Here is a 23,033-nt window from a genome sequence, read left to right as displayed (position 1 = left end):
GGAGGACGAAATGGCAGAGTGGAAAAAAAATGACAGGATTCAGGTGTTAATTGAGGATCTGAGTGAAACCGGAGAAGGAATTGGTAAAACCGATGGTTTTACCTGGTTTATAAAGGATACAGTAATTGGTGATCAGGTGGAAGCGAAAGCAATGAAGGTGAAAAAATCTTACGGCTTTGCACATTTAGAACGAATTGTCACGCCGTCAGAAGGCAGAATCGCGCCCCGGTGTCCGGTAGCGAAGCAGTGCGGAGGCTGCCAGCTTCAGACCATGAGCTATGAAGAGGAACTACGATACAAGGAACGCAAAATCTATGGCAATATTACCCGGATCGGCGGCTTTACAGATGTTCCAATGCTACCCATTATGGGGATGGACGAGCCATGGAGATATCGGAACAAAGCCCAGTTTCCCTGGGGACTGGATAAGGATGGGAAACCGATGGCAGGCTTTTATGCAGGAAGGACTCATGCCATTATCGGGTGCGAGGACTGTCTGTTAGGGGTTGAAGAGAATCGGGAAGTATTAGGACGGATTAAGGACCACATGGAGCGGTATCATCTGGCTCCTTATGATGAGAGCGCTCATAAGGGACTGATCCGCCATACTCTGATCCGAAAAGGATTTCAGTCAGGTGAGCTGATGGTGTGCCAGGTGATTAACGGAAATCAGCTGCCACACAGTGAGGAACTGGTGAAGAGTCTGCTTGAAATCCCGGGAATGGCAAGTATATCCCTGAATGTGAATAAGGAACAGACCAATGTGATTCTTGGAGACAAGGTGGAGAATCTTTTTGGCCCCGGATATATCACCGATTATATAGGTTCCGTTCAATACCGTATTTCCCCTCTCTCTTTTTATCAGGTTAATCCGGTACAGACGAAGAAGTTATATGAAACTGCTTTGGAGTATGCGGGACTTACCGGCGGTGAGACAGTATGGGATCTGTATTGCGGAATTGGAACTATATCCCTGTTTCTTGCGCAGAAGGCGAAGAAGGTCTATGGAGTGGAAATTGTTCCCCAGGCGATTGATGATGCAAGGGAGAATGCAAGGCTGAATGGAATTGAGAACGCAGAGTTTTTTGTAGGGAAGGCAGAGGAGGTACTGCCGGAACAGTTTGAAAAGAACCAGGTTTATGCCGATGTGATTGTGGTGGACCCGCCAAGAAAAGGCTGCGATGAGAAATGCCTGGAGACCATTGTGAAGATGGGACCGAAACGGGTAGTGTATGTCAGCTGTGACTCTGCGACGTTAGCTAGGGATTTGAAGTATCTGGCGGAGCGAGGGTATGAGCTTGTTCGGGTGAGAGGGTGTGATATGTTTCCGTGGACGACCCATGTGGAGAGTGTGATACTACTACATCGGAAAAATATCTGAGAAAGGTTAACATTTCAACTATTTTCCATTATTCAACTAAATAAGAACATGTCGTGAGACCGTTCATTTTCAAGCTAATTGAGAATGGATGGTCTCCTTTTGTTTTCCGAAATTTATTTTAGAAAGGATGTGGTTGCGAATATGAGTGCAAAAATGGGCGTAAGTAAATTAGTAATAGAAAACAAATACATGGTATTATTTTGCTTTCTGACGATCTCCAAACGTTTTAAATCATCAGTAACTGTGCTATACTTTTGTAAGTGAATGTAAAGCAATTTCCCGGACATAGAAGGGCAATAAGAACAGCGTGGCAAAAAATACCCTATCAAATGAAACAGATATGCCATTCATATTTTTACCAGCCTTTTTTCTATTAATTATTGATATGTAAAACGGTTCTATTATGATTCATTTCAGAATCCTGGCCAATATAGTTTCAATATAGAATAGGATACACCTGCAGCCAGTAATTAGGCCATTTATTTGAGAATTGGTTTATGGACAGATAAAACCGAAAAAAGACAGGATAATCATTAGATAGTTCACTATAATTGTACTGTGAGGTGACTGGCATGGATTGGATAAAAGATACTCAAAAAGCAATAAACTATATGGAAATGCATTTGTTGGAAAATATCAGCATTGATGATGTGTCAAATCATGTGTTTTCGTCAAGTGATTATTTCAATAAAGTATTTCGTATAGTGACGGGATTCTCCGTCAGCGAATATATGCGAAATAGAAAATTATCACTTGCTGGAGAAGATTTATTATATTCAAAAAGCAAAATAATAGAAATTGCTTTAAAATACGGATATGAAACTCCCGAAAGCTTTACAAAAGCATTTTCACGTTTTCATGGTGTTACTCCGTCTGAGGTGATCTCATTCCATAAATGTGTCAAGTGTTTCAGCCCTCTCACAATACAAATTAATGTTAAGGGAGGATTCACCATGTCCAGAAGATTAATTCCAAATGTATCTAAATTGTACGAAAACCCAGCTGAAAATTATATGTTTCCCAGTTGTATGGGATCTGTAATGGGAGCGCTTAAAGAAAAAAACGAAATGGATTTTCTTTATTTTGCTGGCGTTACTGGTGACCTGTTTTCTCAGATATGGATTGAGCCAAAATGGCAATATAACGATTCATATTCAAATGTATGCAAGGAGACTCAATTGCCTATTAAAGCAGCATTTGATTCTTGCGGATATTCATACGAATATTTTTATAAAGATGATATAATAAGAATGAAACGCGAATGTATACAAAAAATAGTGGATTCTATAGATAAAGGCTTACCAGTTTTAACATATGGCGTTGCTGGCCCCCCTGTTTGTTCAATAATTTGCGGTTATGATGAAAATGGTGAGGTATTAATAGGGTGGTCGCAATTCACAGATGAGCGCAAAGAAGATATTCCAACAGATCTGGTAATATCGGAAAATTATTTTTCAAAGAAAAACGGTCTTGATCGTTCGGAAGCTTTGATCTTTTTTAAAAGAAAAGATAAGATACCAGATATTGCAGAAAGTATACGATTATCAATTCTAAACATACCTGTTTTGGCTTCATTGACATCCAAAGATAATATATATTTCGGAAAAAAAGCTTTTGAACAATGGGCTGAGTCATTATTGTGTGACGAGTATTTTATAAATGAGGATATGTTGGCTAACCCTTTGGATACCTATGGTAGTTGTGTGGTTTCTGTTGGTACCAATATGTATTATATTCAAGAATATCTTAACCGCGCTTTAGAATATTGTCCTGATATGCAAATTATGATTGAAAGTCTTAAACAGGCTTATAAAAAAGAAGATGAGGCACTCCAAAGACTTGTTGAATTTCAGGGGGGTTATTTCTTTGAGGCCAACCGAAAAGCACTTCTAAACAAAGATTTCCGCATTGAACTGGCCGGACTTGTCAGAAAAGTTGAGCAATGTTATTATGATGCTGCTTGCGTTCTTATTGAGTAATCATATTTGCATATTCTGACGAGGTGAACGTGAGAAGGATAAGGATACGGACTAGTATAATTACTTAAGATGTACTGGTATATGATTTGGCAACGTAAAATCAAATTTGAATTTGTAGAGGTAATAGAAAATGGCAATCACAATAAATATTTATTACAGTGGGAAAAATGGAAGTGCAAGAAAGTTTGCAGAAGAAATGGTTGAAAGTAATGTGGTAAAAAATATTCGTGCAGAGTATGGAAATATCAAATATGAATATTTCTTTCCCATGGATGACAAGGAAACGGTCTTATTGATTGACAGTTGGAATGACCAAAATTCTATTGATTTACATCATTCCTCTCCCATGATGGAACAAATTATAAAACTTCGTGATAAGTATAACCTTCATATGCGAGTAGAAAGGTATGTATCTGATGAAAGTGGAATACCGAATTCGGATAAAGGATTTATAAAGGAATAACTTATAAAAATCAGGTTTGCGTGTTATAGAATAATGATAAATATATAGAGATATTGTATGATTATAGTCTTATATATGTCGAAGGTATTGGATCAAAGATTACAAGAGTTAAAAATGCATAATGTATATTATGAAAAAATATTATGGTGTAATAGGAAACCAATAGTAGCATCCGCATGGCGCAACATGATTTATTTGTACATCAAATGCAAGGTGTCAGACAATCCGATATGATAATATAACTTTCGAGAGGAGGTAGATTAATGGAATGGATTGACAGAATGAACAATGCTGTAGACTATATTGAATTAAATCTTACGGATGAAATTTCATACGAGAAACTGGCACAGATTGCATGTTGTTCCACATATCATTTTCAGAGAATGTTTTCATTTATTACGGGCGTGCCGCTATCTGAGTATATCAGACGAAGACGTTTGACATTGGCAGCCTTTGAACTGCAGACAAGTAATATTAAAGTGATTGATGTGGCTGTAAAGTACGGATATGAATCGCCAGAAGCATTTAGTCGTGCATTTAAAAATCTTCATGGTGTAATGCCGATATCAGCGCGCGATATAGGTGTTTCGCTCAAAGCTTTTCCTAAAATGACCTTCTTAATATCGATTAAAGGAGTATCTGAGATGAATTATCGTATTGAAGAGAAAGAATCATTTGAGGTATTTGGACTTGAGCTGAAAACAACTGTTATTAATGGTCAATGTTACAAAGACATCCCTGCGTTTTGGATGGCCTGTGGACAGGATGGGCGGGGGCAGTCACTCCTGGAGGCAGCCGGCAAAAAGACTGGTGAGCCGATTGATGCAGGCGTAACATATGCACATAATGCGAATGGAGACATGTCCTACATGGTTGGCTGTATGAAGAAGGATCAGGCAGTTCCACCTGAATATAAGACTCTGGCCATACCAAAGCAAACATGGGCAATATTTAAAACGGAATGGAAAAGTGAAAACGATGATGAAAAGCTGCATGAAGTCTGGAGAAGAATCTATTCTGAATGGTTTCCAGTAGCAAGCTATGAGCATGCTGATTGTGATTTTGATATGGAAATGTATTTTGGCGATTTACAATCCGGATATAGTGCTGAGATATGGATTCCGGTTATCCAGAAATAAGACTACAAAATAAGAGTAAATAAATTGAAAATGAGCTGGCACTCTAAGGCGTAATTCCATAGAGTGCCAGCTATTTAAAATAGGAGAAGTCAATACAGTTGTTTTGACCAGTGCAAACGTATGGCTACGATGCAATAATTTATCAATAAAAAACTATTGCATTTAAAAAAACATTGATATATAATGTTGATTGAACGAACGGTGAATGAAAATATTGATTGTGATTTTTAACCTGGAAAATAGAATGTATAATTTTCCAGGTAGTTTTTAAGAATTATAATTCACTGAATGTTCAATGAAATAATAATAAAACAAATTTTTCTAATTAACATCACAATTACAAGGAGGAAACCGACATGAAATTTTATTTTAATGATCAGGCATTTTCATTTGAATTATTAAGGGCAGCAGCATACGCAGGTTATCAAGGAGCAGAAATAGGGGAGTGCCTTGCAACAGCAGCAAAAATAGAAGAGGGCAATTTTGAAAGCTGGTTTCTGGAATGGAAAAAAACAGCGGACAGAACCTGCCAGACGGCAATGGATTGCTTTAATAATAAGCATAAGGTAAGCGCCAGAGAGGCATTTTTACGGGCCCATAATTACTATCGTACTGGAGAATTCTTTTTAGATGGAACTGATGAAAGAAGAATGGAAAATTTTGATAAAAGCGTAATGGCATTTGAAAAAGGAATGGAACTTTTAGACAGTCATTTTGAAGTTGTAAAAATCCCTTATGAAGGAACTCATCTGAAAGGATATTTTTACGGTGCATCAGAGGACAAAAAAGGGGAACTTAAAAAACGTCCGGTGCTTGTATTTATAGGCGGATACGATTCCACTTTACAGGAACTATATTTCTGCGGTGCCGCTGCAGCAATTAAAAAAGGCTATCATTGTCTTGTATTTGAAATGCCAGGGCAGGGAGAAGCGTTACGGAAACAGAGTCTCTTCATGCGTCATGACGCAGAAGTTCCGGTAAGTGCTGCTCTTGATTATTTAGAGACCAGACCAGAGGTTGATATGGAGAAGCTGGCACTGCTCGGTATGAGTCTTGGTGGATATTTTGCACCTAGAGCAGCGGCATTTGATGAGCGGATTAAGGCTTGCATTGCATTCAATGTATTTTATGATACCTTTGATTCTACCCTGAATCAAAATCCCCAGCTGGCACAAGTACTGCAGCTTCCAGAGGAAAAAAGAGAACAGATGCTCGCTATGGCAGAGGAACATAATTCTAATCTAAAATGGATGCTTAACAATGGAAAATGGGTGTTTGGCTTACAGCATCGATATGAAGTATTTGACGAGATGAAAAAAGCTTCATTAAAAGGAATTGCCGGAAATATTAAATGTCCTGTTTTGCTTACCATGGGAGAGACAGACCACTTTGTGTCCAAAGACCAGTTGGATACTTTGCTGGAAGAAATAAAAGCTCCCAAGACAGTCCGTGTGTTTACCATTGAGGAAGGAGCGGAAGAGCATTGCCAGGAGGGAAATCATGCACTTTTCCATCAGGTCATGTTTGACTGGATGGATGAAGTGTTTGACTGTAACATGGAGGAAATTTAATAAAGGCAGGTGCGGTTATGTATGCAGATGAAATTAAAAAAGTTGCAGAGTCGGCACAGAACAAAAGTGATTTTTTAAGCGGAAACCTCACAAAATATGTTGTATTGGCAATGATGTCCGGATTTTTTATTATCATAGGAATTGCCCTTTCCTTTTCCGTAGCTGCAATTACGCAGGTAGAAGGAAAATTTTATGGAAAAATAGCAATCGGGCTTACCTTTTGGGTAGCCCTTGGGCTATTGGCATTTGCTGGAGGTGAACTTTTTACTGGAAATTGTTTTGTATTTACAGTCGGCTGCCTGGAAAGAACGGTAAGTCTAAAAAAGGCAGCAAAGCTGTTACTGATAAACTATATTGGAAATCTCCTGGGCAGCGTGGTATTATCTTTTATTTATGTGCAAAGTAAAGCTATGATTGGAATATCTGATGTATATATTGAAAAAACAGCAATTTCAAAACTTGGTATACCTTGGGGACAGCTATTTTTCCGAGCTGTACTGTGTAATTTTGTTGTTTGCCTTGCAATCTGGTTGTGTTACAAGATGAAAGAGGAAAGCGCGAAACTGTTTATGATGCTATTTTGTGTATTGGCATTTTCGGCTTCCGGGTTTGAGCATTCCATTGCCAACATGGGGATTTTCTCAATTGCTTTAATGTTACCTCATGAAGCTGGTCTGACTGTTTTGGCTGTAATAAAGAATATATTAATTGTTACCGTTGGTAATATGACAGGGGGATCTCTTCTGCTTGCAGTACCTTATTGGTATGCTTCCAAATCAAAGTCAGTTGGGTAAGAATACAATCTGATCTTCTTTAAAGAGCAAGGTATGAAATTTGGTACCCTGCTCTTTTTTTGAACATGGAAAATACCGTGGGATATGTGCCCCTCTCTGCATAGAGAAATTATTCTTGACAAAAGTGTATGGCAACCATATACTGTTGGTATGGAAAAAAATAAAAACAACAAACATGAAATTGCATATGAATCCTTAGATTTGGCGTTTGCTTTAATGGAACTAGATAAAAAAACACGTTACTACGGAACGGATGTACCAATTTACCACTCTGAAATCCATGTAATAAAGGCGATAGCAGAACACCCCTGCATTCACGTGGGCGGTCTGGCGGATATTCTGGGTGTAACAAAGGGAGCTGTTTCCGAAATTCTCAGAAAGCTGGAGAGAAAGACTCTGGTTAAAAAAGAAGTTGATGAACTAAATTTATCCAGATATTTACTGAGCCTGACAGAAAAAGGAGAAGACGCTCATAAAAATCACATGTATTATCATGCAATCATAAACAGCATGGTGGAAAATGAACTGCAAGATGCTACAAATTCGGAAATAAAATTTTTGTCAGACTTCTTGTCAGGCTTAATTAGCAAGATTCAAAATTTTGATGAAAATATAATTAAATAAGAATTTTGCATAAGCGTATGGTAACTATATGCATTTTTCACGGCATAAAGTTAGGAGGAACTAACATGAAAAAGAAAATAATCAAACATCATACTCATGATCATAGTGAGGTTACCGAACAGCAGTATCAACAAAAACTCAAAGTTAATCAAAAATTACTTGAAGCACTTTTTAATTCATTTTCTCAATGCTTCAGTGCACCTATTTATCCGTATGACCGTTCCGTATTTACAGAAACTGATTCGTTTATCAATCAACCGGTGGATAACGAGAAGAATAAGAGTTCAAAGACAAAAAAGTAATTGTGCCGTAGAGTATGGTAACTATACACTTTGCACCACGGTACAAAAGTGGAGGATTAGCTGTGAAACAGGATAAGAATGATTTATTGAGAAAGAAACTTAGTCCATCAAGGGAAGAATATTTAAAGGCTATATATATGCTTTCTCAAAGATCTCAATTAGTACGCTCAATTGATATTGCTGTATATTTAGGGGTTTCCAAGCCTAGTGTCCATAGCGCAGTAAATGTATTGCAGGATGAAGGGCTGGTTATCAAACCGTTAGGTGGGGAAATTCAGCTCACTGAGGAAGGACGTAAACAGGGTGAGATTATTACAACCAAGTTTCAGATAATTAAAAAGTTTCTCATTGCATGTTGTAATGTCAATGAACTGACTGCAAGTGCAGATGCCTGCAAAATGGAGCATATTATCAGTAATGATTCTGTTTTTGCTCTGAAAAAATATCTAGGTTAGAGCAGGCCCCCGCTCCTTCCCTTTCTCTAAAAGCAAATGGCTGGATTAAGAATAGAACTTGACTGTACAAGTGGGACTAACTATACTAAATTTAGAAAATAAAATATTATAATTTAGTAATGGATTGCTGTTATAAAGAACTTATGAAAGGGGTTTTAAAATGAAAATTCTCATAGTCGGCTATTTCACTGAGACATCAAAATTAAATATTATAAATTGTTTTCCAAAAGAATGGGACATCATAATCGTTCCACCTGGGGAAGAAATGCTGCATCATATCGAAGATTGCCAGGTGATTATACCAGAGCATGTTAAGATTGACAGAACTCTACTTTCAAAAGCGAAACAATTAAAATTGGTTCAAACAGGTGCGGGATACGATAATGTAGATATTGATGCCTGTACACAACTGGGTATTTGGGCGGCCAATGCGGCTGGAGTGAATGCCAAGGCAGTTGCTGAGCATGTAATGGCATTCATATTGTCTTACTATAAAAATATACCACTTCTTGACGGTTTCATGAAAAGCAAGGCAGATCAAAATCAATTGGAGTATACAGGAAGCGAGTTAGAAGGTAAAACCATTGGAATTATTGGATTTGGCGCTATTGGTAAAAAAGTAGCCGGATTTTGCAAAGCGTTTGATATGAATGTGCTGGTTTACACAAGAAATACTGCTGTACAGCCTTATGGGGGTATTCAGAAAACTGATTTTGATAATCTTATAAGCACGTCAGATATTGTAACGGTACATTCAGCTTTAAACCAGCAAACCCAGAAGCTGATCGACAAAGAAGTATTCAGGAAAATGAAGAACACAGCACTATTTATCAATACCGCCCGTGGTCGGATTGTAAATGAAGAAGACTTAATAGATGCGTTAAAAAACAGAGAAATTGCAGGTGCGTGTCTTGATGTGTTTGAAACAGAGCCACTTCCAATTGACAGTGAACTTCGTAATCTGAGTAATGTAATGCTCACACCCCATACGGCAGGAATGCCTGATGGTCTCAAACTCCATAAAAAGAGATATGATTTCTTTGTCAATAATATAAGATGTGTTGAAAGTGGTGAAGAGCCTGAAAGCAAGCTTAACCAGTTATTCTGATCGGATATAACCAGCTCAATTCTTAAAAAGCCACTTTTTTTGCTTTATACAAAGGCAAAAAAGGTGGCTTTCTGTCTGGCAGTTACTCTTCTGATTTGTTTCCATCTTTGTCAAGAAATAACAGCTCATAGTATTTTTTGGGCCGTCCCTTACCATTGTCCCGCTTTTCAAATACTGTTTGTACGTATTTTTTTTCTTCAATTTTGTTAAGAATACGATTTGCGCCTCTGACGGTCATGGACAGACATTGAGCAACATCCTCAGAGGATAATTTGTTTGTTCTCATAATTTCCGCATAGGATATGATTTTCTGTAAATTGATGTTATTTATTCCCATACTTTTGGCTAATGCGATGATCTCAGGGTCCCCCTGTTCGGAGAACTGTATGACATTCATACTCCTCATTGGTCCGATAACCTTCTGATCCTCGTTTATAAAAAAGCTGCAGCTGCCGGTAAAGGCTTTCGCCTGTCTGTAAGCTTTCGTGGCGTTCTCATTCGCTTGAAAATATTCATGTCCCGAGCCCCACCCTATTTTCACTGTTTCGCTTACAGACTCACCCAGATATTCCAGCAGGGTACAGTTATGAGCCTCAGAGGTGATTTTCATAAAATTACCGTATGTGGTGTAAAGTCTCACATAGCCTTCTGAAATCTGGGCTGTATCCGCCAGATTCACACTGAGCAGAAATCTGCTGACAAGATCCTTCAGCTCTTGAAGCTGCCCTGTCGCTGGCGGCTGCGCAGTTTCGATCGATAAGCATGCTACGACTGCTCTCTGGTTCTTGAGCTTAAGGATGGTAATTTCATTGATGATCTCTCTTATGGTCTCTTTCACGTTTTCCAAAGTGGGGCGTATTAAGATATACCTTACCCCATGCTTTTTGAGTTCCGGAACAAAGTGGCCGAACGCCGTGATGGACAAGTCTGTTTTTCTCTCTTCCCACAGAGTTATATGGTTCTCCAGCATTGTTTCCACTCGTTGGAAAAGATCGCTGCTGTCAAAAGGCTTCCCCTCATGAGTCAGGTATTTTTGAAATTCACTGAAAGAATCGATAATATACGCATAATCCACATAGATTCTGGAGATGTCAAGCTCAGGTTCTGTGACCAATAGTCTGAAAAGTTCTCTATAAAGAAGGTTTTCATTATCCTGCAATATGTGAGTGGGTACTTTGGTATCCAAACATTCCTTATCGATTGATTCGTAGAGCAATCTGCCACTGATAACAAACCCGTCCACCAAACCTAAATTTTTCAAATATACGTCTTTTGTTTCCCGAAAGTTGCTTATTGTAAGAAAACGAAACTGACATACCGACCGCATTTCTTCTTCAATGGCGCGAAAATAGTCCATATGGGTCTCAGGCGTGATTATACCCAGCTTGATTTTCATGGTAGATTCCTTTCATAAACAAATTCAATGAAAAGAATTATATCATAATAAACGTGATATTTCAATCTTCTCAGGGGTTGGAAGGAAGTGTTCTTAAAATGTCCAAAATTATTCTTGACATGGGATAGGCTTATCAGTATAATAAAAGTGTTCTTAAAATGTCTCAAAATATAAAGTAAGCAATTTTATTCAGTTGTTTACTAATTCGATTTGTATGATAGGAGGTGTTAATTGTGATCAAAAAAACCGGAGACTTTTTGAATTTGGCCAATCAGCTGCAGGAAAAGTTAGTTATGTACAGGCATCATCTTCATGCGATTCCGGAACTTGATTTGAGTTTACCCAGGACGACTGCTTATGTAAAAGAGATGTTGGAATCGATCGGTCTTATGCCCACTTCTGTGGGAGAATCAGGCTTAATGGTTACCATTGGCGGACAACGTCCTGGAAAGGTGATTCTTATCCGTGCGGATATGGATGGGCTGCCAATGAAAGAAGAAGCGGATATTTCCTTTGCATCATCGAATGGAAATATGCATGCGTGCGGTCATGACCTGCATACTTCCATGCTGCTGGGAGCCGCGGAGATACTAAAGGAAAAGGAAGAGCAGCTTTGCGGCACGGTCAAACTAATGTTTCAGCCAGGGGAAGAAACCCTTCACGGAGCAAATATGATGCTTGAAAATGGGATTCTCGAAAATCCAAAAGTGGATGCAGCAATGATGCTCCATGTATTGTCTGGAATGCCAATCCCTGCGGGGCAATTTGTAATTCCTGAGGCTGGAGAAGCGATTTCGGCTTCCTCAGATTGGTTCGAAATAGTCATCCACGGAAGAGGAGCGCATGGAGCAATGCCCGATGCCGCGGTGGATCCGTTAAATGTAGCTGCTCATCTTCATCTGGCGCTTCAAGGTATTATAAGCCGTGAAATCTCTCCGATTGAGAGTGCGGTTCTTACAATTGGAGTGATGGAAGGTGGAAGTACAAACAATGTGATCCCCAATATTGCCAGATTGAAAGGCAGTGTACGCACTTTTAACGCCGTATTGCGTGATAAGATTGAAACCCGTATTCATGAAATATCTACAGGTATTGGGGAAACATATCATGCAAAGGCAGATGTTATTTATACCAGGGGCTGTCCTGAGGTGAAAGTTGACAGCAGACTTAACGATCAGATGAGAACAACGATTACAGACACTTTTGGCGCCAGTTCTTTCATCGATCTGACACAATTGATACCTGGTGGTAAATTAATGGGATCGGAAGATTTCGCATTTGTAACACAAGCGGTACCAAGTACCTCAGTGTTTATTACCGCAGACAATTCCAAAGAAGGTTATAGCTACCCTATGCACCATCCAAAGGTAATGTTTTCGGATGATGTGCTTAGTAAAGGAGCTGCGGTTTACGCTGCTTTCGCCAGAGACTGGCTTGAAAGTAATAGATGATATCTAAACAAAACAAGGAGGAATTAGAATGACAGAGAGACGTATGATTGGACCAACAAAATTTGAAGAATACTCGGAGAAGTACAAAGAATTTCTATTAATGACCCGTCGTGACGGAATAATTGAAGTGCGGCTGCACACCGACGGGGGCCCTTATCATCATAATTGGGAAGCCCATACGGCATGGTCTCATGCATGGTCAGATATCGGCCGTGACCCTGAAAATGAGGTTTTGATTATATCTGGAACAGGAGATAAATGGGTTGTTGGAAACCCTGATGTCTGGAACACAAAATTTATGGATTGGCCGAAGCAAAAGAAACTGGAACAATATCATGAATCCCTGAGACTGCTTGAGAATATGATATTCTGCATCGACATCCCTACAATCGGAGCAATCAATGGACCGGGAACCCACTGTGAAATCGCAACGCTCTGCGACATTACCATATGTACAGAGGATGCAGACTTTTTTGATCCCCATTTTCTGGGAGGAACACCTCCAGGGGACGGAATGATACTTACGCTTCAGAATATGTTAGGTTTTAAGAAAGCAGCATACTACGCATATACTGGTAAGAATATCGATGGAAAGACCGCTTTGGATCTTGGAATCGTCAGTGAAGTGCTGCCCCGTGAAAATCTGCTTCCCCGCGCCTGGGAACTTGCAGAGAAGATAATGCAGGCACCTCGTTCCACCAGACATCTTACCCATTCCATTTTATCCCGTCCATGGAAACAAGCCTTAGTCAGTGATCAGGGATTCCACCTTGCTCACCAGATGTACGATATGGCGATAGACGAAGAAGGTGCGTTTGAACGACTGACAAAAATGAAAGGACGATTAATGGGCAAATAAAGTCACGGGCAGTTAACCGGTACTCATAGCTATGGAATAATGGCAGGGGGGCTATCCCGTTTTTGATGTAACATAGGTACACAGCCCCGTGCCATTTTTATGAAAGACAGCCCCATTATATGATTGGAGGAATTAAAATGTCAGAGCAATGCATGGCAGGACCTACAAAATTCGAAGAATATTCGGAAAAGTACAAAGACCTGCTTTTAATGACCCGCCATAACGGCATATTGGAAGTACGTATGCACACGCGGGGGGAATCGCTTCAATTTGACTGGCCAGTTCTGACTGCATATGGGAATGCATGGTCGGATATTGGCCGTGATCCTGAAAACGAAGTAATGATTCTCACTGGAACGGGAGATAAATGGCAGGTAGCAAACCCCGAAATCTGGAAAACAAAATTCATGGACTGGTCGAAGAACCGTAAACTGGAAATGTATCATGAATCATTGAGAATGATTGAAAATATGATCTTTTGTATCGACATTCCCACAATTGGGGTAATCAATGGGACAGGATCACACTGGCAAATGGGAACATTATGTGATATTACAATCTGTGCCCAGGACACAAGTTTTTTCGATGCACATTACCTGGGTGGTGTGTCTCCTGGTGATGGGATTGTATTAGCGCTTCAAAATTTAACAGGCATTAAGAGAGCGTCATTTTACGCATATACGGGCACGAACATAAATGCGCAGGTGGCATTAGACCTGGGTATTGTAAGTGAGGTAATGCCTCATGAAAAGCTTCTTCCCCGTGCGTGGGAACTTGCAGAGATGATAATGCAAGCTCCCCGATCTACAAGACATCTAACTCATTCAATCTTGTCGCGTCCATGGAAAAAAGCCCTTGTTAGTGATCAGGGATTCCAACTTGCACACCAAATGTACGACATGGCCATTGATGAAGAGGGTACTTATGAGCGACTGATGAAAATAAGGGAGCGTTTTCAGAAGAATAATTCTGCCTCCTAAATTATTAATCAGCATTTGCCGACAGATAGACCGCTTTCATCATATCCACGAGCTTATACCCTTTTTCAGCATTTTCTCTGAGCTTTTGGCCAGGTTTCTTAATGGTATTCCATTTCTTTTGAATATAATGCCATTCTTAAAACAGGGATCATTGTTCGTTCAAAACTTAATTTTTTATTTGCACAACCTTGAAGATAACTCACTGCTTTCCACTAAGATGATCCTGAACCGTATATACGATACAATATAAAAGTATTAAAGCAAAGCATACAGAAGTTATTAATGAAGCATACTCCAGAAATTTCTCAAGGTCATTCTGACGTGCATTGTGAATCAAAGGAATGATAAGCACGATGAAAAAATAGCAAAGTATTGGAGGCACAATGCGATTAACTATTTTTGATACCACCTTACTTGGAAATATACCGTGCACATCAGATGATATTTTTACAGTTGAACTTGAAACCAGACCTGCCAGGTGGTATAGAGCCAACAGCGCTGTCACATACACAACTGTTCCAATAATCGTATGCAGCCGTTGGGCTGTAAGCCAGTTTGCGTAAATATTCCATTTGTTGAAATAAACTGGAATATAAATTGACAATACAATCCTGATACCGTTCACAAAAACTGTAAATGGAAATGAGGATAGGAAACTGCCAGCAAACCAGCAGACTCCCTTCTTCACTGAATTCATTCTGTGAACCAGAGGGAAGAAGAGTGCAGAAAATGTAATCAACATAAACTGTACACCTGAGCAACTGGGCGCGATTATAAACCGTATGCTGTGGTTTATGTAGCCGACATCCACCTGTCTGTTGAAATTAATTCCGCTAAGGAACGTGACCCAGCGGGCGGTAGGGGCCAGTATAAAATCCAGCTCCCCAAAGCCTGCTCTGCTGTAACCATATTTTATTCCAAGAATAACAAACAATCCTATAAGATACAGCGCTAATAAATGTTGCTTCTTCATGCCGCACGCTTCCTAAATAGCCGCACAGCTCCCATTATCAACGTAAGTGCCCCAATCACGATTACAGCGGCAATTCCCGGCTCAGAACCGCTGGTGTATGAGCCTACTGAATTATTCGAAACATGGAGTGGGAGTGGAAGCGGCTGCTTAACGTCTTTGGCTTCACTACCAGTGTTGCGAACCTGTTCCGTAATGGCGATGAAAGAGGTAAACGGTGTAAGCATGCTGTAATCCAGCCCGATTTGGGTTACTTCTTTTTTGACCTGCTCCATACTATTTTCATCTTCCAGGGTGCCATAGTCCATAAGCTGCTCCACCCTTGCCCGGGCCCACAAGTATGGCAAAGCTGAATTATTTTCCATGGGTTGTGCGCCGGCAACTTGAATTACCTGCCTGTAAGCTTCTCCATTGCCTTTTGTTCCTGTTATTTCTATGGTTCCCTCTGCCTCACCTTTCCATTTACCATACATCACGATTGGTCTTTTTGCAAAAAGTGTAGGCGATTTCTTTGGCTCCACATCGTAGGCGTCAAAACCGTTATACGTTACCTTAATGTTTCGCAGAATCGGAGATTGTATATATTTTCGGAAATTCGCTGCTTCTTCATTAGCTTTTGCAGGATCTGTTATAACAAACGCTTCCCCCTGTCCCACTTTTGCGATACCTTCAATTAAATAGCGGTTTACACCGTCACCAATTCCAAAGGAGAAAAAGTCTGTTTCGCCTAAGTTTTTGCCTATAATGTCAAAGATTTCTGATTCCTCAGAAATGTAACCATCGGTTATTATGATTACGCTGCGCGCCACATCTTTACTTGTTCGAGGGATATCTATAGCGGATTGCAGTGCGGGGACAAGCTCCGTCCCGCCGCCGCCTTCTTCCTGCTCTATTAAATCCAGTGCCCGTTTAATGTTATAATCGGTTGCCGGCACGGATTTCGGTGACATTTGTGCCGATGTGCCAGCAAATAAAATTACGTTAAAGGTATCCGTGCGGCGAAGACTGCTGACGAGAGTCCCGATCAGAATCTTTGCTGTGTCAATTGGATAACCATTCATGGAACCGGAAACATCCAACACGAAAATATACTCACGGGGAAGTATGTCTTTCAACGTGACGCGTTCTGGCGGCTGAACTGTCAGCATAAAAAAGTTCTCTTTTGGAGTATTCTCACCAGCAAGGCCCCCTTTGTTAAGCATAAGCCCGCTGTTTATCTCACTGCCGGTAAGCGAATAATCAAGGATAAAATCACGATTACCAGCGTATTCTCCTGGGTTCTCCAAAGTGATGAGCGCCTTGTTGTTATCAATATCTGTTACAATTTTATGTGACTGACAGTTAACATTGGAAATTGGAACTGCAGAATTTAAATGAACCGTTATGTTATAACTGCCAGGTGGTGTTTTGCCGTCCATGAGGTAGGGACTTTCTGTAAAATTATTGTGGTCATCGGACACGTCAGTTGCAGGGCTTACGTACCTTGGTCCAACCACTGTTGGAAAAACAAACTCATATTTACCATCGGTTGAGGTGATTGTTTCCGTGTAATGCAGTTCAACTTTAACAATATCGCCTGGCATAATGTTTGCAACATTCATAGTAAAGACATTGGGACGTTCCTCCTCCAGCAAAGATGCGCTTTTGCCTTCATTTTTTGCTTCCTCAAATTCCTGTTTCGCTTCCACACGTTCTTTGATTTTTGCCTTAATGATCTCATCGCCTATCTGCATGGTCATGCCGTGCACTGCAACTTTTGTTGAACCAGGAAAAACATACATCGCATTAATTGGTTTTTGACCTTCATTGGTATATATTTGTGTGACATAAGTTTCGGCTATGATACCGTTGATATTTGTTTTCACATCTGTCTCTTTTAATGGAAACTGGTCTGTTGATGGATCGCCATCTTCGATAAAAAAGTACGGCGCAAGGATCCGGTTTTGGTCCTCCTCTGGAAGATCATCGGCAAACGCCGTGACGGCGGGAGTTGTTAAAAGCAATAGGAACAGATTTAAGTAAAAAAACTTTTTCAATTTACTCATTTGATACACCCCTTTATTCTTTTGTTTTATGAGTAAATACTATCTTGTACATCCATCATAAAAGCTTCAAAGATGTATCGGAATTGTATCATAAACAAATATCTGATAGCTTTCGTGAAAATCTTATGTTAAGATTTAATAAAACAATAAAAAACATTGTGAGGAAGTTTCTATTATGAAAAAGAGTTACATTCCGCTTTTATTGTGTTTGACAATCCTGACTGCATTCCTGTCTCTGACTTCTGATGTCTATGCTGAAACGCCCACTGCAGCTTCCCACCTCGCCAGGTTTCATTCCATAACCACCCTTACCGATGTAGCTGCAAACGGTTATATAACATTAGATAAAGAGCATGTGATTGACGTTTTTTCGCTGAGCAGCGGTAAAAGTGGTAAGAAAAAAGACTGCGTTGTGTATGCCACAGTTCATTCTGAACTGGGCAGAGTTGCACTGTTTTTTGCTGACGACGACGGTAATATTATATATAAAACAGAAGATCTTGAATGCAACTATGTTGAAAAAGGTGCTCTATACCAGCCCAATATTTCAATAGCTGCAATTGGAACCCGGGACGTTAACCACGATGGTCTTTTGGATATTTTGTTAATTACCCATTGTATCTACGATGGAGTGGAATATAAAATTGGCGATATATTATTTCAAAATGCAAAAACGGGCGGTTTTTACAGGGATTGGCGCATTAGTGATAAAATTAACCGCTTTAACATGAATACAGACATTAACATGATGGATGCATTTGCGGGAGGTGGGCAGTCTTCCGAATTTTTATATAGTGCTGCCACAATGGATGAGTTAATAGAAGGCGGTTTTAAGCCGCTTAAATATCAAACTTTTGATGCAAACTTTGAAAAGTTCGGTGCGGTCTCCGTAGTTCCCGGGACTTATAAAATGGGTAGTCATTATATTTTTGTCCTGTACCTTGTAGATAAAGAGGGACGGGTTCTCTGGAATTTTCAGGCCATGAGGGATTATGATAACTTTAGCGAAATGCCAGGGATTTCTTTTAAAGATGTGGACGGTGACGGCTGGGCTGACCTATCCGTGCTTGCCAATTACATCAAACTGGACGACAATAACGAAACTCATGCCATAACTGATTTTTCGATTTATTATCAGCGTGACGGATATTTTTTTGAGGACACTGATTTTCATAAGGCGTTTGTCAGCAAACTTACAGGAAGAGAAACAATGGACGACGTCGTGCAGGCGGCGCGTAAGTATTGGGGTTGGTAGATATGATGAAAATTTTAATTGTAGAAGATGAAAAAGCGATTCGTGATTTAATTGATATGCAGCTTACTTTAGCGGGCTATGATTGCCAGACGGCAGGGGACGGTGTAATAGGGGCAAACCTGATTGAAGCAAATAGTTTTGACCTGATATTGCTTGACATCATGCTGCCAGGAGTTTCCGGCTTTGAACTGATGGACTACATTCGGCCCACAAAAACACCGGTTATATTCATTACGGCGAAACATGAGGTGAGTGACAGAGTGAAAGGATTGCGTCTGGGAGCAGATGATTACCTTGTTAAGCCTTTTGATATGGTGGAATTGCTGGCGCGTGTTGAAGCTGTGCTCAGGCGTTATCACAAAGCCGAAAGTGTTATGGAAATTGAGGGAGTAACCATAGATTTTGACGCATACAGAGCCGATAAGAATGGACGTAAATTAGAACTTACCGCAAAAGAGTTCGGCTTACTCAGCCTGTTCGTACATAATAAAAACATTGCGCTTTACCGCGATATGATATACGAGCGGGTTTGGGAGAGCGATTTCGACGGCGACAGCCGTACTGTGGATTTACACGTTCAGCGTTTGCGTAAAAAGCTGGGCTGGGAGCATTGTCTGGTTACCGTATTCAAGGTCGGTTACAGGCTGGAGGTACCTAAGTGAAATTCTCATTGAAATTATTTTTATGGACAATTTCAATCGTGGCAGCCACCCTGGCAGTCGGCGGTTATTATATTGTGAATTCGATGTTTCAGACCTCCCTTGCACGTGAAACCAAGCAGGTAATGGACGAAAGCGGAATAATCCGCTTCGGTTTTGAAATATCAGCACTGAACATTCCTTATAAGTATGAGCACTTACAAGATCAGGACATTGCCCGAATCGCACAAAGGCTGGATACGGGCGGCGAGAACCGCTATGTCCGAATATGCGGCGAGGATAGTGCTCCACTATACGCCAGTGAAGGTTTTCCAGCAGGCAGCGTAAGCATGAAAGGGGATATGGATCAGGGATTTGAGGAAGGCGGAAGCGCCAAAGAACTGGCATACCGGATCATTCCCATTGACAGACGCTATTATATCCAGACGGCTGCAACGCTTGGTATTATCGACCGTTCGCTTTCCCTTGAAACGTTGACTGATATTACGAATGTGTTTACAGAACGTGAGACAGGGTTTTCAATTTATAGACGTGTTTGTATTGTTATACTGATTTGTGAGGGAATCATTATTTTTATGTTTTCCTATTGGTTGACACGTCCCGTAAGATTTCTTTCCTTGGCAGCAAAAAAGATGGCGAAAGGTAATTATGGGGCACGGGCGAAAAAAATAAGCAGCGATGAACTTGGGTCCCTTACCCAGGACTTTAATGAGATGGCCATGTCACTGGAAGAAAATGTCTATCAGCTGCAGGAGGCAGCGCGGGCGCAGGAGGAGTTTGTAGGTGTATTCGCACATGAACTCAAGACCCCCCTGACCGCAATCATCGGCTATGCAGATATGATGAGATCCCAAAAGTTGGAGGAAGAAAAGCTGTTACTCTCCGCTGACTATATTTATCAGGAGGGGCGGAGGCTGGAGAAGCTGAGCTTTAATCTGCTGGACCTGATCGTTTTAAAACGTACGGAAAAGCCGACCGGCACGTTTCATACAAAAGCCATTTTTGAATACATACGTGATACGTTCTCTAAGTTTGACATCAATTTGCGTATTCAGTACGAGGAGAGTGAGGTTTATGGGGAGATGTCACTTATAAAAACAATGGTAGCAAATCTGGTGGATAACGCTGTTAAGGTCTCCGAGCCATCGGGGTTAGTGGAAGTGACTGGAACCGCAGCAGACCACAGGTATACGTTTACGATCCAGGATTGCGGCTGTGGCATTCCGCCGGAACATTTGAGCAGGCTCACGGAAGCTTTTTACATGGTTGACAAATCACGTTCACGCAGCCGTCACGGTGCCGGACTTGGGCTTACGCTTTGTGCTGAAATTGCACGGTTGCATGGCACGGAACTCGCAATTGGGAGCGTAGTCGGTATGGGGACTACGGTAAGCTTCAATCTGGAGGTTTTGAATCATGAATAAAAAATATGCAGTAGTTTTGTTGCTGGTTACTGTAGTAATTGCACTTTCTATATTCATGCCAGCAAGACTGGCTCGTTTCCGCGACAATTCCATGATGGGTGTGGTGCACAGGGAAAACAATGCCATATCGCCGGAGAGCTTTCAATATTCCTCGTTATCTGAGCAAGAGAGGCTTTATATCGTGTCAATGGCACTCGGCAATCGTAATATACTACAAAGTGATTACGCAGCAGCCCTCAGGGAAAAGGCCATACGATCCGGAAGGGGCGATACCGTTATGTCATTCGCTTATGTGAAAAACAATCGCGGCGCCTATGGAGATGAACTTGATGTGAATCAGGCAGCGGAGGCCTGCAAAACCGAACTGAATGAAATTATCGGTGCCTGTACTGGCCTTAAAGAAAACAGGAGCCTGCAGGATTTGAACTTAAATCCATACAGCGGTCAGCTTTATTCTGCAGTCTATATGCTTGATCCTCAGAAAAATGTACCTGTCTGGCAAATTGAGTATAGTACCGCCGTTCCCCCTGTGCCAGATGATAATTCACCATTTGCGTTGATGGAAGCATATGTGGATGCGGAAACTGGAAAACTTTATGGATTCGCATTCAGGCTGAAACAACTGGAAGGGGAAAATTTTGAACCGGATACTCTTGCAAAAGCCTGGCTGGAAAGACTGGGTATTACGAACTTCGAGGATATAACAGATGATGACCCAATCACAGAGAACGCAAGCCGATATAAAAAATTTGCCACCGACGGCATGGACAGTACAAAAACAGTATTTATGGTTGGGTACTATGAAGGGGTGAATGAAGTATTTGTGAGATGTTATTAAGCAAATTTAAAGGGGAGAATTATATTGAATTTTTTATTATCATGGATTTACAATAAGGATATTACTCATAATGTTGTATTAACAGTATTATATGGCTGGGTTTTATTCCGTATATGTTTGCTTACCTATAAGAATATTAAAAGCACAGCGGAAGAAAGGAAGCATTATTATTTCCGCAAGCTGTTCCTGCTTTTAATGATGTATTTTTTACTAGGTGAACTTATTTTTCTATTACTCAGGAAACGGTTTTTTATTAATTGGTTCCCTGGTGGCTGGTTTATGCAAGACATTGTTCTATATATAATTTACTCGGTTATGGTTTTCAGTTGTCTGTTATTTCTGATAAAAGGGATAAAGAGGATTCTAAAAAGAGAGAAGAGTATAGGGGATACGATTTGGACCGTTATTTTGATCCTTTTTTCAGAATTCCTGATAGGTTCTTTTGCTCTGATCGTATTTAATGGTGCTCTGAGCTCTGTCAGGGTTGAATTAGAATCTCCGACGGTAATTGTGGGCCAAGGGAATGAAACGTTAGCGATCAATAAAATGAGAATGGTGCTCCCCAATGGAGTTGAAAATGGAATAACCACAAATGTTGTTAAGTTTACACTTGTTGCAGTTAACTTAAAGGATGGGAAAAAGTGCTGGACCCGCTTATCTGGCTGGCATGAATATGTCATAGGGGAGAGTGTCAATGGCATTCTGACTATAAATAATAAGAAAAAGGTGCTAAACTTTATAAACCCGAAAACAGGAAAAATAAACATTACGGAGAAAGAATGGGTAAAAAAACTTCCAGAACTAAAAGATAATCTAAGCTATAATGAAAATGATTATGAACTTGTTTCGGAAAATGAATTATATTTATATGCATTGGATGGGAAATACTATAAGGTTGATATGGTTAACAATATAGTAACAGAAAGTCCGGATTATAAGAATGTTTTAGCTGAAAAATTTTTAAATTCAAGGAATTCAATCAGGCTAACAGATGAGGACCTGCAGTGGGTACAACAGGCAAGCACTGTTTATTATTCAGATTTATTAGATATGAACATATTATGGGCTGAAGATAGGAATTCAGCACTAATCGCTTACCATCAAAAGAGAAATGATGAAAATTTAAGTATTTCCATGGTTTCGCTTAACCAGCGTTCCATTAAATGGACTAAAACTATCGAGTACAAAAACACGGGTATGTCGAAAGATGCTATTTCCATATCCAAGAAAGAAGGTTGGTTTTATATCATTTCCAATGGTAACTTATATAAAATAAGTCAGGATGAAGGAAACATCAATTATGTTTATCAATACCGCTGGAATAAAGTAAAATAAAAGCA

At 40.2% G+C, this 23,033-nt stretch carries 21 protein-coding genes; 18 read left to right on the top strand and 3 right to left on the bottom strand.

Annotated elements, in window-relative coordinates:
• The first annotated feature begins 10 nt into the window (after nucleotides 1–10).
• The 10 genes from rlmD (at nucleotide 11) to ABS301_RS08945 (ending at nucleotide 9,816) form a co-directional block, all read left to right on the top strand.
• The gene (gene rlmD, locus ABS301_RS08990; protein ID WP_349671903.1) at nucleotides 11–1,381 is read left to right on the top strand and encodes a 23S rRNA (uracil(1939)-C(5))-methyltransferase RlmD; all 1,371 of its coding nucleotides are present in this window, start codon (nucleotides 11–13) and stop codon (nucleotides 1,379–1,381) included.
• 572 nt (nucleotides 1,382–1,953) lie between these two features.
• Nucleotides 1,954–3,360, top strand: a complete 1,407-nt coding sequence (locus tag ABS301_RS08985) for a helix-turn-helix transcriptional regulator (RefSeq protein ID WP_349671902.1) — start codon at nucleotides 1,954–1,956, stop codon at nucleotides 3,358–3,360.
• A 130-nt stretch (nucleotides 3,361–3,490) separates the two neighbouring features.
• The gene (locus tag ABS301_RS08980) at nucleotides 3,491–3,823 is read left to right on the top strand and encodes a putative quinol monooxygenase (RefSeq protein ID WP_349671901.1); all 333 of its coding nucleotides are present in this window, start codon (nucleotides 3,491–3,493) and stop codon (nucleotides 3,821–3,823) included.
• 263 nt (nucleotides 3,824–4,086) lie between these two features.
• Nucleotides 4,087–4,962: an AraC family transcriptional regulator gene (locus ABS301_RS08975; RefSeq protein WP_349671900.1), complete on the top strand. Its 876-nt coding sequence runs from the start codon at nucleotides 4,087–4,089 to the stop codon at nucleotides 4,960–4,962.
• A gap of 356 nt (nucleotides 4,963–5,318) precedes the next feature.
• A complete protein-coding gene (locus tag ABS301_RS08970; RefSeq protein ID WP_349671899.1) occupies nucleotides 5,319–6,533 on the top strand; it encodes an alpha/beta hydrolase family protein in 1,215 nt (404 codons plus the stop codon).
• Between the two features lie 17 nt (nucleotides 6,534–6,550).
• Entirely contained in the window at nucleotides 6,551–7,327 is a 777-nt protein-coding gene (locus ABS301_RS08965; protein WP_349671898.1) for a formate/nitrite transporter family protein, read from the top strand.
• A 150-nt stretch (nucleotides 7,328–7,477) separates the two neighbouring features.
• Complete coding sequence (locus ABS301_RS08960) at nucleotides 7,478–7,951, top strand: MarR family winged helix-turn-helix transcriptional regulator (RefSeq protein ID WP_349671897.1); 474 nt, start codon at nucleotides 7,478–7,480, stop codon at nucleotides 7,949–7,951.
• Nucleotides 7,952–8,016: 65 nt separating this feature from the next.
• Nucleotides 8,017–8,253, top strand: coding sequence for a hypothetical protein (locus ABS301_RS08955; protein ID WP_349671896.1), 237 nt, complete (start codon nucleotides 8,017–8,019; stop codon nucleotides 8,251–8,253).
• A gap of 62 nt (nucleotides 8,254–8,315) precedes the next feature.
• A complete protein-coding gene (locus tag ABS301_RS08950; protein ID WP_349671895.1) occupies nucleotides 8,316–8,708 on the top strand; it encodes a metal-dependent transcriptional regulator in 393 nt (130 codons plus the stop codon).
• Nucleotides 8,709–8,868: 160 nt separating this feature from the next.
• Nucleotides 8,869–9,816: an NAD(P)-dependent oxidoreductase gene (locus ABS301_RS08945; RefSeq protein ID WP_349671894.1), complete on the top strand. Its 948-nt coding sequence runs from the start codon at nucleotides 8,869–8,871 to the stop codon at nucleotides 9,814–9,816.
• A gap of 82 nt (nucleotides 9,817–9,898) precedes the next feature.
• On the opposite strand, the gene ABS301_RS08940 is transcribed toward ABS301_RS08945, so the two are convergent.
• Nucleotides 9,899–11,212 (bottom strand): hypothetical protein, encoded by a 1,314-nt coding sequence (locus ABS301_RS08940; protein ID WP_349671893.1) that lies wholly within the window; start codon nucleotides 11,210–11,212, stop codon nucleotides 9,899–9,901.
• Between the two features lie 233 nt (nucleotides 11,213–11,445).
• Between ABS301_RS08940 and ABS301_RS08935 the strand changes: the two genes are divergently transcribed.
• The 3 genes from ABS301_RS08935 to ABS301_RS08925 all read left to right on the top strand — a co-directional run bounded on the left by ABS301_RS08935 (nucleotide 11,446) and on the right by ABS301_RS08925 (nucleotide 14,502).
• Nucleotides 11,446–12,663 carry a M20 metallopeptidase family protein gene (locus tag ABS301_RS08935; RefSeq protein WP_349671892.1) on the top strand — a complete coding sequence of 406 codons (1,218 nt, stop codon included), beginning with the start codon at nucleotides 11,446–11,448 and terminating at the stop codon, nucleotides 12,661–12,663.
• A gap of 28 nt (nucleotides 12,664–12,691) precedes the next feature.
• Complete coding sequence (locus ABS301_RS08930) at nucleotides 12,692–13,522, top strand: enoyl-CoA hydratase/isomerase family protein (RefSeq protein WP_349671891.1); 831 nt, start codon at nucleotides 12,692–12,694, stop codon at nucleotides 13,520–13,522.
• A gap of 137 nt (nucleotides 13,523–13,659) precedes the next feature.
• Nucleotides 13,660–14,502, top strand: coding sequence for an enoyl-CoA hydratase/isomerase family protein (locus ABS301_RS08925; RefSeq protein WP_349671890.1), 843 nt, complete (start codon nucleotides 13,660–13,662; stop codon nucleotides 14,500–14,502).
• 199 nt (nucleotides 14,503–14,701) lie between these two features.
• Here the strand turns inward: ABS301_RS08925 and xrtK are convergent, their stop codons facing one another.
• The gene (xrtK, locus tag ABS301_RS08920) at nucleotides 14,702–15,475 is read right to left on the bottom strand and encodes an exosortase K (protein ID WP_349671889.1); all 774 of its coding nucleotides are present in this window, start codon (nucleotides 15,473–15,475) and stop codon (nucleotides 14,702–14,704) included.
• On the bottom strand, nucleotides 15,472–17,517 hold the full coding sequence (locus ABS301_RS08915) for a VIT and vWA domain-containing protein (protein ID WP_349671888.1): 2,046 nt from the start codon (nucleotides 17,515–17,517) through the stop codon (nucleotides 15,472–15,474). The genes xrtK and ABS301_RS08915 overlap by 4 nt, the downstream gene beginning before the upstream one ends.
• A gap of 175 nt (nucleotides 17,518–17,692) precedes the next feature.
• Here ABS301_RS08915 and ABS301_RS08910 point away from each other — a divergent pair, with 175 nt between their 5' ends.
• The 5 genes from ABS301_RS08910 (at nucleotide 17,693) to ABS301_RS08890 (ending at nucleotide 23,028) form a co-directional block, all read left to right on the top strand.
• Nucleotides 17,693–18,772 carry a VCBS repeat-containing protein gene (locus ABS301_RS08910; protein ID WP_349671887.1) on the top strand — a complete coding sequence of 360 codons (1,080 nt, stop codon included), beginning with the start codon at nucleotides 17,693–17,695 and terminating at the stop codon, nucleotides 18,770–18,772.
• A 2-nt stretch (nucleotides 18,773–18,774) separates the two neighbouring features.
• Nucleotides 18,775–19,434 carry a response regulator transcription factor gene (locus tag ABS301_RS08905; RefSeq protein ID WP_349671985.1) on the top strand — a complete coding sequence of 220 codons (660 nt, stop codon included), beginning with the start codon at nucleotides 18,775–18,777 and terminating at the stop codon, nucleotides 19,432–19,434.
• On the top strand, nucleotides 19,431–20,855 hold the full coding sequence (locus ABS301_RS08900) for a sensor histidine kinase (protein WP_349671886.1): 1,425 nt from the start codon (nucleotides 19,431–19,433) through the stop codon (nucleotides 20,853–20,855). The genes ABS301_RS08905 and ABS301_RS08900 overlap by 4 nt, the downstream gene beginning before the upstream one ends.
• Nucleotides 20,848–21,693 carry a hypothetical protein gene (locus ABS301_RS08895; protein WP_349671885.1) on the top strand — a complete coding sequence of 282 codons (846 nt, stop codon included), beginning with the start codon at nucleotides 20,848–20,850 and terminating at the stop codon, nucleotides 21,691–21,693. The genes ABS301_RS08900 and ABS301_RS08895 overlap by 8 nt, the downstream gene beginning before the upstream one ends.
• A 279-nt stretch (nucleotides 21,694–21,972) precedes the next feature.
• On the top strand, nucleotides 21,973–23,028 hold the full coding sequence (locus ABS301_RS08890; protein ID WP_349671884.1) for a PA2928 family protein: 1,056 nt from the start codon (nucleotides 21,973–21,975) through the stop codon (nucleotides 23,026–23,028).
• The last annotated feature ends 5 nt before the right edge of the window (nucleotides 23,029–23,033 follow it).

The sequence above is a fragment of the Lacrimispora sp. genome, from assembly GCF_031982545.1.
GTDB lineage: Bacteria > Bacillota > Clostridia > Lachnospirales > Lachnospiraceae > Lacrimispora.
Note: the sequence above shows the minus strand (reverse complement) of the source record. Positions and strands in the feature narration are given on the sequence as shown.

What these genes read in the sequence shown, in the direction of transcription:
- ABS301_RS08910 (WP_349671887.1), top strand. Translation starts at nt 17,693, where the DNA reads ATGAAAAAGAGTTACATTCCGCTTTTATTGTGTTTGACAATCCTGACT.
- ABS301_RS08980 (WP_349671901.1), top strand. Translation starts at nt 3,491, where the DNA reads ATGGCAATCACAATAAATATTTATTACAGTGGGAAAAATGGAAGTGCA.
- ABS301_RS08985 (WP_349671902.1), top strand. Translation starts at nt 1,954, where the DNA reads ATGGATTGGATAAAAGATACTCAAAAAGCAATAAACTATATGGAAATG.
- ABS301_RS08890 (WP_349671884.1), top strand. Translation starts at nt 21,973, where the DNA reads ATGCAAGACATTGTTCTATATATAATTTACTCGGTTATGGTTTTCAGT.
- ABS301_RS08930 (WP_349671891.1), top strand. Translation starts at nt 12,692, where the DNA reads ATGACAGAGAGACGTATGATTGGACCAACAAAATTTGAAGAATACTCG.
- ABS301_RS08955 (WP_349671896.1), top strand. Translation starts at nt 8,017, where the DNA reads ATGAAAAAGAAAATAATCAAACATCATACTCATGATCATAGTGAGGTT.
- ABS301_RS08945 (WP_349671894.1), top strand. Translation starts at nt 8,869, where the DNA reads ATGAAAATTCTCATAGTCGGCTATTTCACTGAGACATCAAAATTAAAT.
- ABS301_RS08895 (WP_349671885.1), top strand. Translation starts at nt 20,848, where the DNA reads ATGAATAAAAAATATGCAGTAGTTTTGTTGCTGGTTACTGTAGTAATT.
- rlmD (WP_349671903.1), top strand. Translation starts at nt 11, where the DNA reads ATGGCAGAGTGGAAAAAAAATGACAGGATTCAGGTGTTAATTGAGGAT.
- ABS301_RS08925 (WP_349671890.1), top strand. Translation starts at nt 13,660, where the DNA reads ATGTCAGAGCAATGCATGGCAGGACCTACAAAATTCGAAGAATATTCG.
- ABS301_RS08965 (WP_349671898.1), top strand. Translation starts at nt 6,551, where the DNA reads ATGTATGCAGATGAAATTAAAAAAGTTGCAGAGTCGGCACAGAACAAA.
- xrtK (WP_349671889.1), bottom strand. Translation starts at nt 15,475, where the DNA reads ATGAAGAAGCAACATTTATTAGCGCTGTATCTTATAGGATTGTTTGTT.
- ABS301_RS08975 (WP_349671900.1), top strand. Translation starts at nt 4,087, where the DNA reads ATGGAATGGATTGACAGAATGAACAATGCTGTAGACTATATTGAATTA.
- ABS301_RS08940 (WP_349671893.1), bottom strand. Translation starts at nt 11,212, where the DNA reads ATGAAAATCAAGCTGGGTATAATCACGCCTGAGACCCATATGGACTAT.
- ABS301_RS08905 (WP_349671985.1), top strand. Translation starts at nt 18,775, where the DNA reads ATGATGAAAATTTTAATTGTAGAAGATGAAAAAGCGATTCGTGATTTA.
- ABS301_RS08960 (WP_349671897.1), top strand. Translation starts at nt 7,478, where the DNA reads ATGGAAAAAAATAAAAACAACAAACATGAAATTGCATATGAATCCTTA.
- ABS301_RS08915 (WP_349671888.1), bottom strand. Translation starts at nt 17,517, where the DNA reads ATGAGTAAATTGAAAAAGTTTTTTTACTTAAATCTGTTCCTATTGCTT.
- ABS301_RS08970 (WP_349671899.1), top strand. Translation starts at nt 5,319, where the DNA reads ATGAAATTTTATTTTAATGATCAGGCATTTTCATTTGAATTATTAAGG.